Below are 16,823 nucleotides of genomic sequence, written 5' to 3' on the forward strand. Positions count from 1 at the left end.
ATAGCCGTGCCCTCTCACCCTGACAACGTAAGGGACAATTTGCGAACTCAGGCCAGGGCCGATCCTTCGCGTTGCGCCAGAAGCTTGTCGATGGTGAGCGGATAGTCGCGCAGGCGGATCCCGGTAGCGTTGTAGATCGCGTTCGCAACTGCCGCGCCTGCACCGCAAATACCGAGTTCCCCTACGCCCTTGGCCTTCATCGGCGAACTTTTATCATCCAGTTCGTCAAGGAAGAGCACATCCTGTTCGGGAATGTCGGCATGCACGGGGACGAGATATTCCGCCATGTCGTGATTGACGAAGAAACCGAAGCGCTTGTCGACATGCAGTTCCTCCATTAGCGCCGCGCCGACACCCATGGTCATCGCCCCGATGACCTGGCTGCGCGCGGATTTCGGGTTGAGGATGCGTCCCGCAGCGAAGGCGCCGCCCATGCGCCGCACCCGGACTTCGGCCGTATCGATATCCACCCCGACCTCGCAAAAATGGGCGCCGAAGGTCGCTTGCGCATAATCCTGCGTCAACTTGCCGAATTCGATCCGATCCTCGGCCCACATGCCCTCTTCGCCGGCCAGCGCGCCGATCGGTTGCGACTGATTGCCGAGCCGCACAAGCCCGTCTTCGAACACCGCCTCGTTCGCGGGGAAGCCTGCTTTAGCGGCAAGCTTCTCACGCAGGGCGACGCATGCGGCATAAAGGCCCGCCGTCGCGCTGTTCGCGCCGAACTGCCCGCCCGATCCCGCCGATTTGGGGAAGAGGCTGTCGCCCAGGCGCACCGTGACTGCCTCAATCGGCACCCCCAGCATTTCCGCGGCGGTCTGCGCCAGGATGGTGTAGCTGCCCGTGCCGATATCGGTCATGTCGGTTTCGACCACGACATGGCCACGCCCGTCGATGCCGACCCGCGCGCCCGACTTCGCAACGAGATTGTTGCGGAAGGCCGCGGCCATGCCCATGCCGACCAGCCAGCGCCCGTCCCTCACCCGCCCCGGCTGCGGCACGCGCCGTTCCCAGCCGAAGCGCTCTGCACCCTGACGCAGGCATTCGACGAACTTGCGGCTGGAAAAGGGACGCTGCGGCCCGGCTTCGGGATCATATTGCACATCGTTGCGAATGCGCAGCTCGACCGGATCGACGCCGGTCGCCTCCGCCAGTTCATCCATCGCGATTTCCAGCGCCAGCAGGCCCACCGCTTCCCCCGGCGCGCGCATGGCATTGGCTTCCGGCAAGTCGAGTTCTGCCAGACGATGGGCGGTGAGCCGATCGGTCCCGCGATAGAGCAGCCGCGTCTGCTGTGCCGCCACCTCCGGCCCGCCGCCGGGCAGATCACCCGACCAGACTTCATGGCCAATCGCGCCGATGATGCCGTCGCGATCCGCGCCGATGCGGATACGCTGGATGGTCGCGGCGCGATGGGTCGTATTGTTCGGGATTTGCGGGCGGGCCAGCGCCACCTTGACGGGTCGGCCCGCCGCGCGCGCGCCCAGGGCGGCGAGCAGGGCATCTGCCCGCAGGAACAGCTTTCCACCAAAGCCGCCGCCGATATAGGGGGTGACGACACGGATCTTGTCCTTGGGGATCTTTAGCGTGGCCGCCATGTCTTCTACTGCCCAGGCCACCATCTGATTGGATGTCCACAAGGTCAGGCGGTCACCATCCCAGGCCGCCGTCGTGGCATGCGGCTCCATCATCGCATGGCTCTGGTCTGGCGTCGTGTAGCTTTGGTCCACCTTCACCGCGGCCCTTGCGAAGCCCGCTTCGAAGTTTCCGGCGGCTGTGTCGGCAGGGCCGCCAAAGCCTTCCTTGGGAACGGTGGCATGGCCGCGTTCGGCGGCAAGGTCGTAGCGGCCCTTCTCCGGGCTGTAATCGATCCGCAAAAGGCGCGCCGCGTCTCGCGCATTTTCGAAACTGTCCGCGATCACCAGCGCGACCGCCTGATCATAATGTTCGATGATCGGGCCGCCCAGCAGATGGGCGGTGTTCCTGGCGCCCTTGCCCAGCGGTCCTGCATTCTGATGCGTGACGATGGCAAGCACCCCCGGCGCGGATTGCGCCGCTCGCAGGTCCATGGCGTCGATCTTACCCTTGGCGATCGCCGATCCGACGATCCAGCCATAGGCGGCCTGAGGCGCGGCGTCATGGCGCTCATAGGCGTAGGGCGCAGTTCCGGCGACCTTGGCAGGCCCGTCGATCCGGTCGTGCGCCACGCCGACAACCCGGCCGCGATCGATCGGGTTGGTGGTCGCAGGCGTGTCGAACTTCATGGCCGCGCCTCCTTTTGCCGGAAGAGAGATGTAAGGGTGCCGGCAACAAGCTGTTGCTTGAAGGCGTTTTGCGCCGTCGGCCGGGCATCGGCCAGCGCCGCCTGCGCGACCTCTCCCGGCCCTGCCGCGGCAGCTGCATCAGCCGCCGCAACCCGCCATGGCTTGGGCGCGATGCCGCCGAAGGCGAAGCGGGAGCCGCCCTGCGCGTCAAACACTGCCGCAACCGAGACGAGGGCGAAGGCATAGGAACTGCGATCCCGCACCTTGCGATAGACATGGGTCCCGTCAAGGGGCTTCGGTAAGGTCACCGACGTGATGAGCTCGCCCGGCTTCAGCTGGTTTTCAATGTGCGGCGTATCACCCGGCAGCAGGTGGAAGTCGGCAATGGGTATGGAACGACGCGTACCGTCCGCCGCCACCGTATCCACCGCTGCATCCAGCACCCGCATCGCCACGGCCATGTCGGACGGATGCTGCGCGATACAGGCGTCGCTCGTGCCGACGATCGCCAGGCTGCGGCTGACCCCCTTCAGCGCTCCGCACCCGCTGCCGGGCTTCCTCTTGTTGCAGGGCATGCGCGTGTCATAGAAATAGGGGCAACGGGTGCGCTGAAGCAGATTTCCCGCGGTCGTCGCCTTGTTGCGCAGCTGACCCGACGCTCCGGCAAGCAGCGCCCGGCTGAGCACCGCATAGTCGCGCCGGACATCCGGGTGCGCGGCCAGCGCGGTGTTGCGGACCATGGCGCCGATCCGCAAGCCGCCTTCGGGTGTGCGCTCGATCCGGTCCAGCCCCAGGTGGTTGACATCGATAAGGTGCGAAGGCGTTTCGATCTGGAGCTTCATAAGGTCCAGCAAATTGGTCCCGCCCGCGATGAAGCGCCCGCCGGAAGAAGCGGCAGCCACGGCATCCTCGACGCTGGCGGCGCGGCTGTAGGTGAAGGGCTTCATGCCTCGTCCCCCGTTGCGACGTCGCGGATCGCCGCGATGATGTTGGGATAGGCGGCGCAGCGGCAGATATTCCCGCTCATCCTTTCGCGCAATTCCGCGTCGGACAGGACGACTTGCTCCAGATCCTCCGTCGCGTGGCTGGGAATGCCTGCCTCGATCTCCCCCAGGACAGCGACAGCCGAACAGATCTGGCCGGGCGTGCAATAACCGCATTGATAGCCATCATGCGTGACGAAGGCTCGCTGCATCGGATGCAGCTTTTCCGGCGTTCCCAGCCCTTCTATCGTGGTAACGGAGTCGCCTTCATGCATGACGGCCAGCGTCAGGCAGCTGTTGATCCGCTGGCCCTCGACAAGGACCGTGCAAGCGCCGCATTGGCCGTGATCGCACCCCTTCTTCGTACCTGTGAGTTGCAGATGCTCACGCAGGGCGTCCAGCAATGTGGTGCGCGGATCCAGCTGGAGCTGAACGCGATCGCCGTTCACGGTGAACTCGACGGTGGACATGTCTTTTTCCCTGTTCGATTCCGGGGACAGCATTGCCCCCGTTTCAGCGCCCGCTACGCCCGGCAACGCCATGGCCGCTCCCCCGCCCTGCAAAACCGCACGGCGAGTCACATGATCTGGCGCCATAAGGTTGTTCCTCCTGCCATGCCCAATACGAAGCAGGATCATGGACGATCCCGCTGCGGACCAGAAAAGGTGCGGCAGCAGAGATAGGGCGAGAGCTTGCCCCAGCCAAGCCGCATTCCGGCGGCAGGGCCGCGCGCGGCCGCTGGCGGGATAAATTTCAGCCAAGGTCAAATTCTCCCTTGCCGACCTCCCCAACCGCTGCTAGTTGCCCGCCTCACCCGCCGAGAGGGACTTCCTCCGGCCGCCAGAGCGGGCGTAGCTCAGGGGTAGAGCACAACCTTGCCAAGGTTGGGGTCGAGGGTTCGAATCCCTTCGCCCGCTCCAGTTTTCTCAGATAAATTAAGGCGTTTACGACGGACCGCCTTGGGCGGACTTTTCGTTTTCGGCTTTCTGAGGCCGAATTGGGGTGCAGACTTCAGGATTGATGATTTGCCCTCCGCCGTCTCCGCACCCGTTGGGCGACGTCCGCTAGCTGGCGTACTCGCCACAAGCGACAGGCTGGGGTCGTCGCGAGCGTCTCCACAATTGCCTCTTCGATCGCGTCCAGCGCCGCGACGATGTCGGGAGACGGGCCGCCGATCTGGTCGGCCGCATCATCATCGTCGATCCTTCCGCCTCTCAGATCATCGGCATTCTGAGTCGGCAGGACGTGCTGAAGGTTCGCCATGTCCACCTGGGCTCTGAGCAGCTTAGGCACTGACCACGATCCTTGATGACGTTCGGCCTCTCAGGTCCGTTTTCCCAATCAGACCTGTTCTGCTTCATCGTTACTCGCCGTCCATTCGGCGATACTGTCCTGCTGGCCGATAAGCGCCAGGCCATGGGCGATGGAGGTCAACTCATCGCCGCTCGCAATATGGCTGGTGGGGAAGCGCGCCTCGAACAAGCGACGCACGGCAGGGATCAACGAAGAGCCGCCGGTCAGAAAGACATGATCTATCGCGTTCGCCCTGATCCCAGCCCGATCCAGCGCCACGTCCACCGTCGTCGCGATGCGTGCGAGGTCGGGGGCGATCCAGCTTTCGAAATCGGCGCGACTGACATCCGCCTCGACTTGCACCCCGGCGCTGTCGAAATGGAAATGCGCGTGCTCGTCGGTCGAAAGCGCCCGCTTCAACCGGCCGACCGCGTCATAGAGCGGATAGCCAAGCTCATTTTCCACCACGGCGATCATCCGGCCAATTGCCGCAGGATCGCCCGCCGCCCGCTTCAGCTTCTCCAGCTCGGCCAGGGTGCGCCGGTTGTGCATCAGCGCCAGCCGGGCCCAGTCGCCGAAATCGGCGAAATGGCCCGCCGGTATCTCCAGCACCTTGCCCATGGACGTATAGGTGCCGCCCTTGCCCAGCATCGGCAGGACCAGCTTATCCATGATGCGATAATCGAAGCGATCACCCGCTATGCCGATACCTGCGGAACCAAGCGGCGTGCAGCGTCGCGCGGCCCCCGGCGCTTCGATCCGCACGACGGAAAAATCGCTGGTGCCGCCGCCAAAATCAGCGACCAACAGGGTGGCGGGCTCGTCCAGCCGCGCGGCGAAACTGAAGGCGGCACCTAGGGGCTCATAGACATAATGGACTTCCCGTTCGAGGGCGGCGAACATGAGGTCGTATCGCTGGCGGGCAAGCGCGCGGTCCGGGCGCTGCCCCGCATAGCGCACCGGGCGGCCCACGACGACGCGCGACGGCAGATCCTTCAATGCGTCGGCGGCATGCGCCCGCAAGCGATCAAGAAACACATGACCCAGTTCCTCGAAACGCAGCCGCTTTTCAAAGATGGTGGCATGTTCGAACGCCTTGCTCGCCGCGACGGATTTGAAGGATTGCAGGAAGCGGCTGCCTTGGGGAAATTCCAGGAATTCGGCGATGGCCCACGGCCCGGCTTCCTTTGCGACGCCACCGGCCGCAGCATCATCCTCCCAGAAGCACAGGGCGGAGCGGAAGATGGAGCCGCTGTTGCCAGGCGCCGGATAGCCCACCATGGTCGCCTCGCCATCCACACCGCCCAGTGCAACGACCGAATTGGTGGTGCCGAAATCGATACCGGCCGACCGAGCGAGCGAAATCATGATTGCTGTCCATGTGATAGTAGGGATGAAGGCGGGCGGGCGGCTATTGCAGGCATGGGCGCGCGGCGCAACCAGCCGTCTGCACAGGCGCCTTCATCGGGCAGGATCATGTAGGCTCGGCAAAGTTTCAGACATTGTCGAAGGCTCTCCCCTTTTCAGACGATCGCCTCTACATCCGCTGGATGCCCCAAATCCTCATTGATGCTGATGCTTGTCCGGTAAAGGATGAGACCTACAAAGTCGCATGGCGATACGACGTGCCTGTCATCGTCGTCAGCAACAGTCCCATTCGCATACCGGCACATCCACTCATCTTGCGCGTGGTGGTGAGCGACGGATTTGATGCAGCGGACGATTGGATCGTGGAGCACGTGGATGCAGGCTCTGTCGTGATAACCGCAGACATATTGCTGGCCGACCGATGTCTGAAGGCCGGATGCGGGGCGGTGGTCGCGCCAACAGGAAGGCAATTCACCAGCGCTTCCATCGGCAATGCCGTTGCGACCCGGGCCATCATGGCGGATTTACGCGCGGGAGCGATGGGTGATGGTCTTGGTGGACCAGCGCCGTTCGCGAAGGCGGATCGGTCTCGCTTTCTCTCCATCCTGGATCAGACGGTGGTCCGGCTCAAGCGGTGAACCTAGGCGCTGACCAACAATTTATCGAACGCGAGCCGCGCACATCCATCGCGCTGGTTCACAGAGTTTGAACAAGTTCTACAGAGACGATCAGTTTCCGCTAGGCCAAGACGGAGGCGCGCTGAAGGTCGCCGAAAGCAACGGAGCGGTCGTGAATGAACAAGGCAAGAAAATTCCGGGCCTGTATGCCGCGGGCCGAACGGCTGTGGGCGTCTGTTCCAACATATGTCAGCGGATGTCGGTTGCAGACTGTTTCTGTTCCGGAAGGTACGCCGCGCGATCGATTGTTCAACTCGCGCGGCGCGCCAGCACCAAGATCTTCTTCGTCAGTTTTAGTTTAGCTACTGCTGCATCGCGTACGAGCGACGATCTGACGGCACACATCCCCTGGGGTAACCTCGTCGAGCCATTCCTGCAGCATGTTCTCGATCCAGACCACCGCACTATAAAAGCCGCTTTCCAGCAGGCGAGGATCAGTTCGGCATTCAAGTGATGCCAAATATTCCTCGGGAAAATAGTCCAGTGCATCCGAAAGGATGGTGACGAACATGAAAATAGCCGTTGAAAAAATCGACGCCTTATATTGAAAATATAGTTCTTCTTTGTCGATCGGCGGGCACCCTTGGGCGGCGCATTCCTCTATGAAGATTTCGATCACGCGCTTGACCAAGCCGAGATGCTTGTCAGGCTCTGGCATCATGAGCATGCCGCTCAGCGCTTGAGCGATGCTCGCCTGCCCTGCCCCGCCCCAATCGAGTATTCCTGCTTGAAGCAGGCCGTTCTCATCGCGCCAAAACCAAGCGTTATCGATGTTCAGGTTGATGTGACATAGACCGGTATAGTCGGGATTGGACAGCATATAGGCGAGCAGCTTGTCCTTATGCTCCAGTCCAAACAGCACGTCTTCGCGCCACTTCTTAAGGAATTCCGGCTGTGTCACCGCCGGTGAAAAGATCTGGGGGGCAACGCGTCCGATAAAGTCGATCAGTCGATCAAGCTGCGGTTCGGGATTCTCGATGCGCTGGAAATCCGGCGCGGCCTTGCCGAAGGGAAAGATGGCCTCGATATCATATCCCAGGCCGCCTCGTTTATGTGCGGCGACCAGACGGGCGAGGTTGCGCGTCAGAACTTCATAATGTTCCTCCACGCTGGGCACCTCATGGTCATACCCCTTGCGATAGGCGGGCTCCACAGGATCGATCCCGAAGGGAACCCGCTCGGTTATCAGAATATAGTTGCCGGTGTAGGAGCTGTAGTCGCCGAAATAATAACGGGTAACAGTAACGGGGAGCTGCCGTTCCCGGGAAAGGCGTCCTAATTCGATTTCGCCATTGGACAGCCGAAGCAATCCATATTTATGATGCACGTCACTTGGGGGAAATTTCACGAATAGTTCGGTCTGCAAGCCCGGCTCGTCGCGCGCATAGGACACGGTCAGGAGGCCGTTTTCCGAGGCGCCACGAATATCCAACTTGTCGAGAGCGACGATAGCGGTGACCTGATTGTCCCGCGACAAGACTTCGGCAGCGTGGAACGCGGCAGTCAGAAAAGCGGGGCCAGCCTTGCGCAGTCCCGCTAGATCAATGGGGAATTCCAAGCCATAATGGTCACCCGGCGTGATGCACAGATGCCGTTCAAGAAAGTCATCATAACTTAAGGCTGTCTTCGAAAAAGGCACGGCGGCACCAAGCGCCTCGGCATCCACCCAACCATTGGGGCTGGCGATGCGGACCCGCTCCCGTCCGCTATCATCTCTCGACTTCTCCGCGCAGACAACCATCGTTCCATGAGGCAGATGATGAAGCTGGGCGCTGTCATGCGCTGCATGTGCTGTGACTACTGCGCCGCCATTGGCCACGATCGGGCATCGCGCGCCAATCGACACTGCAATCTCGTCAACAGTCGGCACACTTCTCTCCAAGCTTCGTCCGCAGCCACCATGCGATGCTCACACAAGCCGCCATATTACAGTAAACCGTGCATTTAAGCAAAGTAGCCGATAAGGCAGATCAATTGCCCCCGCCGAGGCGCTCACCTTTGGCCACGAGAAATTGGCAATCACGACCTGACAAAACCCCTGAAGCCGTACGCGGTCGCTTCCTTGTTGAGCCAGGCGAACCGGGGAAGCCGCCCTCAGGCGGCTTCGTCCATGGCGTCAGCTGGGATGTTGGTAGGGCCGCCAATGTCATAGACGCGGGCGAGCAGGCCTACGAAGCTGTTGTCGTTCATCGGATCGGTCGGCACCTCGAACTGGACGCCACGCTTCTTCATGTCGTCCATCAGCATGTTGATCGCCAGTTCATGCGTGATGTCGTCACGATGATCATAGGTCAGCCGGAAATCATCCATGTCCTTGAACAGGCGTGCGCCCCAATGGACCAGGAAGCGCATTTCCTGCTCAGGCACCTTCTGGTTGACCTCTCCAAAGGTTTCGATCTGCCAGCCGGTCGGGTCCTGCGGATCGGCGCCAAAGGTCGAGCTGATGTCCATGCCTTGCGGCTTGCGCAGTGCGACGGGGCCCGTAGCCTGACCGTGGTGGAACATCATTTCGTTCTCCACGACCACCGCGCGGCCCCACATCGGCGCGTTGATCTGGAACGGCTCGCCGCTCGGACCATTGGGCCAGCAGTTGAAGCCGCCGCCAATCTTGCCATTATAATACCAGGCGATGACCTGGCCTTTCTTCGAACGCCAGCGATCGAACAGGCAGGACTTCGCCATGGTCAGCAGCAGCCACAGCGGGGTATTCTCCATCGTCAGGCCACGGAAAACCGTGCCGTCCAGATGCGGAGGGCCGCCGATTGGGGTCGGACCCTGAATATTGAAGAGGAAAGTTTCCGGCTCCGCATACTGGCAGTCCCAATAGTTGCGGACCAGCTCAAGGAAGCGGGAATTATAGTAGCAATCCTCGATCTCCGGGTAGAAACAAGTGCCGCCCTTGGCCAGATAGCCGCGAAATACCGGATTGAGGCCGATCATGTCCCAGGTCAGCTTGACACCTTCGGGAATGGTGCCGGATGTCGTCGCGATCACCTCTTCTGGCGTCTTGAAATTTTCGGCCATGATCAGCGGCCAGGGACCATTATCCCGCACGACCTGCAAAAGTCTTGCGTGCTGATCGTTGCTATAGGCGTCGTCGATCAGCTGGGGCGGAGCGACCGGACGGAAGTTTTCGGCGAGATGGCGAAGCATAATCTGTGTCTCCAATTTCTTGCAACTGTCATCGCATAGGAATGAGGGTGGCCGGCCTGTAGGCACCAAAGCCACCCTAAGCGGATCAAATCGTCAGCGTTTCCATTTCACGCTGTGTGGCCGGAGCGTCGCCGTCCTTGCGCGTCACGTTGAAATCCTCTTCACGTGGGCTACGCAGATCGTGCCAGATGCGCGAGTTATGGCGTGGGATCGCGAGGATGACCTTCTTTTGCCCGTCACCGCCCTTGTCCCGATAATAGCCATGGGCGCTGCCACATTGCACCCAAGCGGTTTTCGCCAAGTTCGTATCGACATCGTCTATGAAGGCGTCCGTTGCCTGCTGAGAAACGTCAAAGGACGACAGATGATCGTCCACCATCCATTGCAGCAGTTCGACGATGTAATGGACCTGCTGTTCACTGACGACCGCATGGTTGGCGACCAGATAGCTGTAGGGAGCGCCCATGAAGACGAAATTGGGAAAACCGGTGATCAACATGCCTTCATAGGAGAAGGGATGCGGATCGAACGCGTCCTTCAACGTCTTCCCGCCAGCGCCGCGAATGTCGAACTGCCGCCCGAAATGCAGGTTGTAGCCGGTCGAGAGCAGCAGCACGTCGCATTCGATCCGCGTACCATCCGCCAGGATGACCGCGTTCGCATCGGCCTCCGCCAATTCGCCGCGCACGATCGACACATTGGGCTTCTTCAGCGTATCGTAGAAGCCGCAATCGAGGATCGGACGCTTGGCGAAGACCGGGAAGTTGGGCGTCAGCAGTTCCACCATTTCCGGATCGTCGGGGAAATGGCTCTTCAGATAGCCTTCGCACATCATCCGCATGCCATCGTTGATCGGACCGAAGCCGCCGGTCTTCGCGGCATAGTCCTCGTCCTTCATGATCATGCCATGCATGTCGCGCATCTGACTGTGCAGGCTCTGCAACCGCTTCCACTGCGCCAGGAAGGGCACATGCTCCATGGCCCAGCGCTCCAGTTCCGCCACCGGCGCATGCGCCTGCGGATTAGGGATGATGTGTTCGGGCTGGCGCTGGACGATGATCAGCTCGCCGACCTTGTCGGCGATCGCGGTCGCCACCTGCACGCCGGAACAGCCGGTGCCGACCAGCACGACCTTCTTGCCGGCAAGGTCGACGCTATGATCCCAGGCGGCCGAATGGATCACGGGACCTTTGAACGAGTCCAGATTCTTGACCTTGGGATAGTTGGGATTGTTGTTCGGCCCCACCGCCATGATGAGGACGTTGCACTCATAAGTTTCGGGCTTGCCGTTCCGTACCGCCTTCACGGTCCAGATCTTGCGTGCCTCGTCCCACTCCGCGCCTTCGACCCAGGTTCCGAACTGGATACGATCACGCAGATTATATTTGTCGGTGACGCGGTCGAGGTAAGATAGGAATTCGGGGCCGCGCGGATAGAATTGGGTCCAGGACGCATTGGGTTCGAAGGAAAAGGAATAGATGCGGCTCGGTGTATCGACCGCAGCGCCCGGATAGGTGTTGGTCAACCAGTTGCCGCCAACCGTGTCCATCGCTTCCAGCACCGTGAAGTCGAAACCTGCCTGCTGCAGCTTGATCGCGGCGTTGATACCCATCATTCCCGCGCCGACCACGATCACCTTGAAATCGGCAGGCGGCACGTCCGCCGCCTTGCGCACGCGCGTGTCGGTGGTGAAGCCGGCATGCTGGAAAGCAACATCCACGGACATTTCCGGCAGGTCCTGACCCAGCAGCAGACGGCTCATCCGCTTGAACATCGGCCGGTCCAGCTGCGGCATGACCGGCGGCTTGCCCGACTTCACCGCGAGGCGCAGGCGATCGCGAATTTCGGCGGCGATCGCCGGATCAATGGTCGGCCGCTCTTCATGCGCGTGGATATCCACGAACGTCTCGATCAGCTCTTCCTGTCGTCCGTCGATCGCATCCCAATAATGATGCAGCAACGTACGGTCGCCGGTGATCTGGATCAGCGCCATCAGCGCCATGGTGGGGTCAAGCGCGTCGATCGCGGCATGTATCCGAGAATCATTATTAGTGGCCGGGGCGTGCATCCTGTCTCTCCTGAATGTCCTCGTTCGCAGAACTCAATTTAAATTGAATTACACTTCCATGTGTAAATCGTCAATGGTGGCAGGCTTGCTATTTGCGCCTTTGCTGCGCAACGAGGCTGGATATGGACGGACAGAGCATCAAGAGGCGGGCAGGCCGCCCAACGCCAGAGGTGGCCGAACAGAAGCGCAACAACCTGATCCTGGTTGCGCTCAATGAATTTGCACGGACTGGATTTCATGCTGCGTCGCTGCGCGACATTGCCGAAAAGGCTCAGGTGTCGAGCCGCACGCTCTACAATCACTTCCCTGACAAGCTCGCCCTGTTCGAAGCCTGCCTCGAACATTCTGGTGCGCAGATCCGGCCGGAACTCCCCGATCTGAAGGGCGACCTCCACACGCAGCTCATCACCTACGCCACCGAAATGCAGCGGCAGCTATTTTCGACGCAAAGCACTCAAATGGCACGGCTGATTTACCGGGAGAGCAGCGAATTCGACGAACTGCGCAAGATCGCTCGCCTGCAGTTTGAACGGCATCAGGTCAGCCCTGTCGCTCGACTCCTGGAGGCGGAAGGCGTCGATCCGGCAGAGAGCCACCCTTTGGCCAAGCAATTCGTCGTCATGGCTCTTGGCGAGTGGCAGAGGCGATTGCTGTTCGGGGGAGAGTTGATGACGGATGAAGAAATGGCTGGGCACGCAAAGCTCGTAACCAACATATTCTTAAACGGTATCACAAGTCGCATCTCGTAATTGGCTGGCGTCCGGCCTAGGCAGGCTTGGGAAAATTGACTGCTTCCGCTTCTATGCAGGCGCTGAACAAGCCAAGCTTATCTGTAAAATGATTATAGAGCGTCCCGACTTGTTGATATCGCCGCGGTCTTCCACTTCCTTGTTCTTGGTCGGTTGCATCTCCCCAAGCTGGTAATGGCGGACACATTCAAGGCACTGGCGCAGCGCCGATAGCGGCTTCAACAGAGCGAGATTTGCATTTTGAAGCGCCGCAATCTAACGCTCCTTGCCATAAAGAAACTCAAGACCGCCTTTTAGACGGTTTGCTGGCGTTTCAGGGCATTAGGAACAAATGGTGCCCGGGGACGGAGTCGAACCGCCGACACTGCGATTTTCAGCAGCTATATATCCTCCATAGCCTGTTGATTTAGAAATGCAATTTAAAAGTCGTGCTAATACCGTGCTAATACACCAATTCACACGATCTTCGATGCATTGCGCAGCTCGCGAACTCGCTCGACCAGACGTTCCAGTTCCTGCTCGATTTCAGACAGGTCCAGGGCAACCGCCAGATGATCGTGCCCTGCCATACCGAGCAGTGCCGTCATGACCGCACGCGATCTTGAGGCGAGCAACACGAGATGGCAGGAGCTGGGACAGGATTCCCCGTTGATCCACGCTCGCGCCGATCGGTCGCTAACATGAGCCCATTTCATTACCGTCTTGGTTGCCCTGCGTGAACCGCCGAGTTCGGCGACAAGCGCGCGGCTGATGATGGCAGCAATCTCCGCATCTGAATATGGGAGCCTTTTCGGAACCCGACTTCCGCTTTTAGGAACCATGCTGCGCGCCCTTCCATAGTAAGTCGGCAAGATGGCGCACCAGGCGCTCAGCGCGAGACTGGTATGGTTATCAACTGGAACCAACCCGGCGATACGAACGCCAACGATGATCAGTCGCGTATTCCAGCGGCAGAATATGTCCGCATGTCGACCGAGCATCAGAAATACTCAACAGACAACCAGGCGCGAGCCATCAGGGAATATGCCGAGCGACGTGGCTATGAAATCATAAAGACCTATGCCGACGAAGGGAAAAGCGGGCTGAACATCGAAGGACGACCGGGCCTCCAACGATTGCTGGATGACATCGAAACAGGCACCGCAGAGTACAAAGCCCTAATTGTGTATGACGTAGGACGCTTAGGCCGGTTCCAGGATACCGACGAGGCCGCCGTGTATGAGTTGCGCTGTAGGCGCGCTGGTATCTCGGTTCATTACTGTGCAGAACAGTTCGAAAATGACGGAAGCATCGGTTCGTCCATTATAAAAACCGTCAAACGCGCAATGGCTGGCGAATATAGTAGGGAACTGTCGGTCAAGGTTTTCGCGGGCCAAGCGAACCTGATCCGCCTCGGCTTTCGTCAGGGCGGCTCGGCAGGTTTTGGCTTACGCCGAGTACTAGTCGATCAGGAAGGCCGGATAAAAAATGAACTGGCGCGGGGCGAACATAAAAGCATCGCAACAGACCGGGTCATCCTTGTGCCGGGGCCGGCGAACGAGGTCGAGATCGTCCGCGAAGTCTACAGGCTCTTTGTCGAAAGTGGCCGGACGGAAGGGGAAATTGCTTCCTTATTAAACGATCGTGGTATTCCCACCGACCTGGGACGTCGCTGGACGAGGGGCGCGGTCCATCAACTTCTAATCAACGAGAAATATATCGGGAACAACGTCTGGGGCCGGACTTCCTTCAAGTTGAAGCAGGAGCATGTTCGGAACGTACCTGAGCAATGGATCAGGTCGGACGGCGCATTCGACGCGATAGTCGAGGAAGCCATGTTCAAAACGGCGCGGGCCATCATCGACGCGCGCTCCGAACGCCTTTCGGATGACGATATGCTCGTGACGCTCCGAGAAATTTATCGGCGCAACGGCCGCCTGTCCGGTATAATCATCGACGAGACGGAGGGTGCTCCCTCCAGCAGCGCTTTTCGAACTCGGTTTAGCAGCCTGCTTCGGGCTTACACCCTGGTCGGCTTCTCGCCGGATCACGATTATCGCTACCTCGAAACAAACAGGAAGCTCCGCCTCCTTTACCCCTCGGTCATGGCCGACGTTGTAGCAGGGATTAGAGCGATCGGGGGGTCGGTAGCCGTTGACGACGACACGGATCTTCTGACGATCAATCGTGAATTCACGGCATCCATCGTCATCGTTCGATGCTTCCATACTGGCGGAGGCTCACTCCGCTGGAAAGTTCGATTGGATACGGCATTAAAGCCCGACATTACAATTGCCGCCAGAATGGGCGCTGACAACGACGCCCCCAAAGATTTCTACCTGTTACCTCGCCTGGACATGCGAACGGCTCTGCTCCGTCTGGCAGAGTATAACGGCCTATCGCTCGACGCTTATCGCTTCGATGATCTTACAGCATTTTATCAAATGGCCGCGCGCCGATCATTGAGGAATGCAGCATGACCAAAGCTCTTCCTGCTCAACGAGTTGAACTCATTCCCATCGACCGGATTACCGTGGTAAACCCGCGCATCCGCAACAAGCGGGTTTTCAAGGAAATTGTGGACAACATTGCCAAGGTAGGCCTCAAGCGACCAATTACCGTCAGCAGGCGCGCTGAGGCCGGTGGCCCATATTACGATCTGGTTTGTGGTCAAGGGCGCTTGGAGGCTTATCGCACGCTAGGTCAGGTACAGGTTCCGGCGCTCGTTGTCACCGCAGATCCCGAAGACTGCCTTGTTGCCAGCCTTGTAGAGAACTGTGCCCGGCGCCAGCACAAAGCGATAGACTTGCTTCAAGACATAGGCGGGATGCGGCAGCGCGGGCATTCTGTTCCCGACATTGCGCGGCGCACGGGTCTGACAAGCGAGTATGTTGGCTGGGTCGCGCACCTGATCGAAACAGGGGAACAACGTCTTCTCCAGTCTGTCGAAAGCGGCACTATTCCGATCAACGTGGCGATTGAGATCGCCGATACGCCTGATCAAGATGTGCAGGCGGCTTTAGCCAGCGCCTATGAGCAGGGCCTGCTCAAGGGAAAAAAGCTTCTTGCAGCTAAGAGGCTAATAGAGATTCGGCGACGGCGCGGGAAAGGACTCGATTGGGGCAGAGAGAGAATACGGCCACAGGTATCGGCCGATGCGCTGGTGAAGGCCTACCAGGAGGAGACGGACCGCAAACGGGTGATGATCCGCCGAACCGAGATTACTCGCAGCCGCCTGGTCTTCATCACGGAAGCCCTTCGCAAGCTTAGCCGTGATGAGCAGTTTGTCGCGCTGGTCGAGGATGAGGATCTCGCGATGATGCCAGAGAACATAGCGTCTCGGCTTGGAATGCAGGGCGGCACACAATGACCCGGCCGCGGCTTCCCATCTGCCAAGCGTTCGAAGAAGCAACCCTTCGCATCAACATCTCGGGCATCCTGCCCTTGCGCGAAGTGTCGGCCCAAGTGAAAAAGTCCGTGAAATACGGACAGATCGCCGCTTCAATCAAGGAGGTGGGGATAATCGAACCGCCCGTGGTGATCCGTGACCGCAACGCGCCAGATCAGTACCACCTGCTCGATGGCCATCTCCGTATCGAAATCTTACGCGAGCAAGGAGTTGCGGAAGTCGTCTGCCTTATCGCCACAGAGGATGAGGCATTCACCTACAACAAACGCGTGAGCCGCATAGCTATCATCCAGGAACATAAGATGATACTCAACGCGGTACAAAAAGGCGTACCAGAAGAGCGCCTAGCACGCGCCTTGAACGTCAACATTTCCAACATCCGGGCGAAGCGGAATCTACTATCTGGCATATGTCCAGAAGCAGCAGACCTCCTTCGTGACAAGCATGTTCCGCTCGCCGCCTTCACAGAACTTCGGAAAATGAAGCCTCTGCGTCAGATTGAGGCCGCGGAGTTAATGATCGCGATGAACCGCTACTCTACAGGGTATGCTAAATCTCTCGTTGCAGCCACGCCCGAAGATCAACTGATTGCCGGGCGCCGGAAAATTATAAAAGGACTGACGACAGAGCAGATCGCACTGATGGAACGAGAATCGGCGAGCTTAGACCGGGAGTTTAAGGTGGTTGAGCAGACTTATGGTGCCGATCACCTCGACCTTGTTTTGGCGACCGGATACGTGAACCGGCTCCTGAGCAATGCGCGGGTGGTCCGATATCTTGCTCAGCGCCATCCGGAAATTTTAGAAGAATTTCAGAGGATCGTTGATATCCCAAAGGCCGCATAGTGTGGCTTCTAAATTAGGGGCGAGACAGTAGGAGG

At 59.5% G+C, this 16,823-nt stretch carries 14 protein-coding genes and 1 tRNA gene; 6 read left to right on the forward strand and 9 right to left on the reverse strand.

What is annotated here, in order from left to right; all coding sequences use genetic code 11:
• Positions 1 to 47 precede the first annotated feature (47 nt).
• From paoC to paoA, 3 genes are read right to left on the reverse strand one after another with little or no spacing between them, the layout of a single operon-like run.
• Positions 48 to 2,264 (reverse strand): aldehyde oxidoreductase molybdenum-binding subunit PaoC, encoded by a 2,217-nt coding sequence (gene paoC, locus MU848_RS02020; RefSeq protein WP_247229893.1) that lies wholly within the window; start codon positions 2,262 to 2,264, stop codon positions 48 to 50.
• Positions 2,261 to 3,211, reverse strand: a complete 951-nt coding sequence (locus MU848_RS02025) for an FAD binding domain-containing protein (protein WP_247229895.1) — start codon at positions 3,209 to 3,211, stop codon at positions 2,261 to 2,263. The genes paoC and MU848_RS02025 overlap by 4 nt, the downstream gene beginning before the upstream one ends.
• The gene (paoA, locus tag MU848_RS02030; protein WP_247229897.1) at positions 3,208 to 3,843 is read right to left on the reverse strand and encodes an aldehyde dehydrogenase iron-sulfur subunit PaoA; all 636 of its coding nucleotides are present in this window, start codon (positions 3,841 to 3,843) and stop codon (positions 3,208 to 3,210) included. Before paoA ends, MU848_RS02025 begins: the two co-directional genes overlap by 4 nt.
• 249 nt (positions 3,844 to 4,092) lie before the next feature.
• On the opposite strand from paoA, the gene MU848_RS02035 reads away from it, so the two are divergent.
• Positions 4,093 to 4,167 (forward strand) — tRNA-Gly (locus tag MU848_RS02035).
• Between the two features lie 91 nt (positions 4,168 to 4,258).
• On the opposite strand, the gene MU848_RS02040 is transcribed toward MU848_RS02035, so the two are convergent.
• Together MU848_RS02040 and MU848_RS02045 are read right to left on the reverse strand one after the other, a co-directional pair.
• Positions 4,259 to 4,540 (reverse strand): hypothetical protein, encoded by a 282-nt coding sequence (locus tag MU848_RS02040; protein WP_201515825.1) that lies wholly within the window; start codon positions 4,538 to 4,540, stop codon positions 4,259 to 4,261.
• 48 nt (positions 4,541 to 4,588) lie between these two features.
• Complete coding sequence (locus MU848_RS02045; protein WP_247229898.1) at positions 4,589 to 5,908, reverse strand: Hsp70 family protein; 1,320 nt, start codon at positions 5,906 to 5,908, stop codon at positions 4,589 to 4,591.
• A gap of 182 nt (positions 5,909 to 6,090) precedes the next feature.
• Between MU848_RS02045 and MU848_RS02050 the strand changes: the two genes are divergently transcribed.
• Complete coding sequence (locus MU848_RS02050) at positions 6,091 to 6,546, forward strand: YaiI/YqxD family protein (protein ID WP_247230094.1); 456 nt, start codon at positions 6,091 to 6,093, stop codon at positions 6,544 to 6,546.
• Between the two features lie 337 nt (positions 6,547 to 6,883).
• Here MU848_RS02050 and MU848_RS02055 read toward each other — a convergent pair whose 3' ends face one another.
• From MU848_RS02055 to MU848_RS02065, 3 genes are all read right to left on the reverse strand, one after another.
• Positions 6,884 to 8,455: a hypothetical protein gene (locus MU848_RS02055; RefSeq protein ID WP_247229900.1), complete on the reverse strand. Its 1,572-nt coding sequence runs from the start codon at positions 8,453 to 8,455 to the stop codon at positions 6,884 to 6,886.
• A 224-nt stretch (positions 8,456 to 8,679) separates the two neighbouring features.
• Positions 8,680 to 9,738 carry a hypothetical protein gene (locus MU848_RS02060; protein ID WP_247229902.1) on the reverse strand — a complete coding sequence of 353 codons (1,059 nt, stop codon included), beginning with the start codon at positions 9,736 to 9,738 and terminating at the stop codon, positions 8,680 to 8,682.
• 85 nt (positions 9,739 to 9,823) lie between these two features.
• Positions 9,824 to 11,806 (reverse strand): flavin-containing monooxygenase, encoded by a 1,983-nt coding sequence (locus tag MU848_RS02065; RefSeq protein WP_247229904.1) that lies wholly within the window; start codon positions 11,804 to 11,806, stop codon positions 9,824 to 9,826.
• A gap of 122 nt (positions 11,807 to 11,928) precedes the next feature.
• Between MU848_RS02065 and MU848_RS02070 the strand changes: the two genes are divergently transcribed.
• Positions 11,929 to 12,555 (forward strand): TetR/AcrR family transcriptional regulator, encoded by a 627-nt coding sequence (locus MU848_RS02070; RefSeq protein ID WP_097092512.1) that lies wholly within the window; start codon positions 11,929 to 11,931, stop codon positions 12,553 to 12,555.
• A 455-nt stretch (positions 12,556 to 13,010) separates the two neighbouring features.
• Here the strand turns inward: MU848_RS02070 and MU848_RS18950 are convergent, their stop codons facing one another.
• On the reverse strand, positions 13,011 to 13,142 hold the full coding sequence (locus MU848_RS18950) for a hypothetical protein (RefSeq protein WP_281494267.1): 132 nt from the start codon (positions 13,140 to 13,142) through the stop codon (positions 13,011 to 13,013).
• A gap of 297 nt (positions 13,143 to 13,439) precedes the next feature.
• Here MU848_RS18950 and MU848_RS02075 point away from each other — a divergent pair, with 297 nt between their 5' ends.
• From MU848_RS02075 to MU848_RS02085, 3 genes are read left to right on the forward strand one after another with little or no spacing between them, the layout of a single operon-like run.
• Entirely contained in the window at positions 13,440 to 15,014 is a 1,575-nt protein-coding gene (locus MU848_RS02075; protein WP_247229906.1) for a recombinase family protein, read from the forward strand.
• Positions 15,011 to 15,904 (forward strand): plasmid partitioning protein RepB C-terminal domain-containing protein, encoded by an 894-nt coding sequence (locus tag MU848_RS02080; RefSeq protein WP_247229908.1) that lies wholly within the window; start codon positions 15,011 to 15,013, stop codon positions 15,902 to 15,904. Before MU848_RS02075 ends, MU848_RS02080 begins: the two co-directional genes overlap by 4 nt.
• On the forward strand, positions 15,901 to 16,788 hold the full coding sequence (locus tag MU848_RS02085) for a plasmid partitioning protein RepB C-terminal domain-containing protein (protein ID WP_247229910.1): 888 nt from the start codon (positions 15,901 to 15,903) through the stop codon (positions 16,786 to 16,788). Before MU848_RS02080 ends, MU848_RS02085 begins: the two co-directional genes overlap by 4 nt.
• Positions 16,789 to 16,823 lie beyond the last annotated feature (35 nt).

This window comes from Sphingobium agri (assembly GCF_023051225.1).
Classification (GTDB): Bacteria; Pseudomonadota; Alphaproteobacteria; order Sphingomonadales; family Sphingomonadaceae; genus Sphingobium; species Sphingobium agri.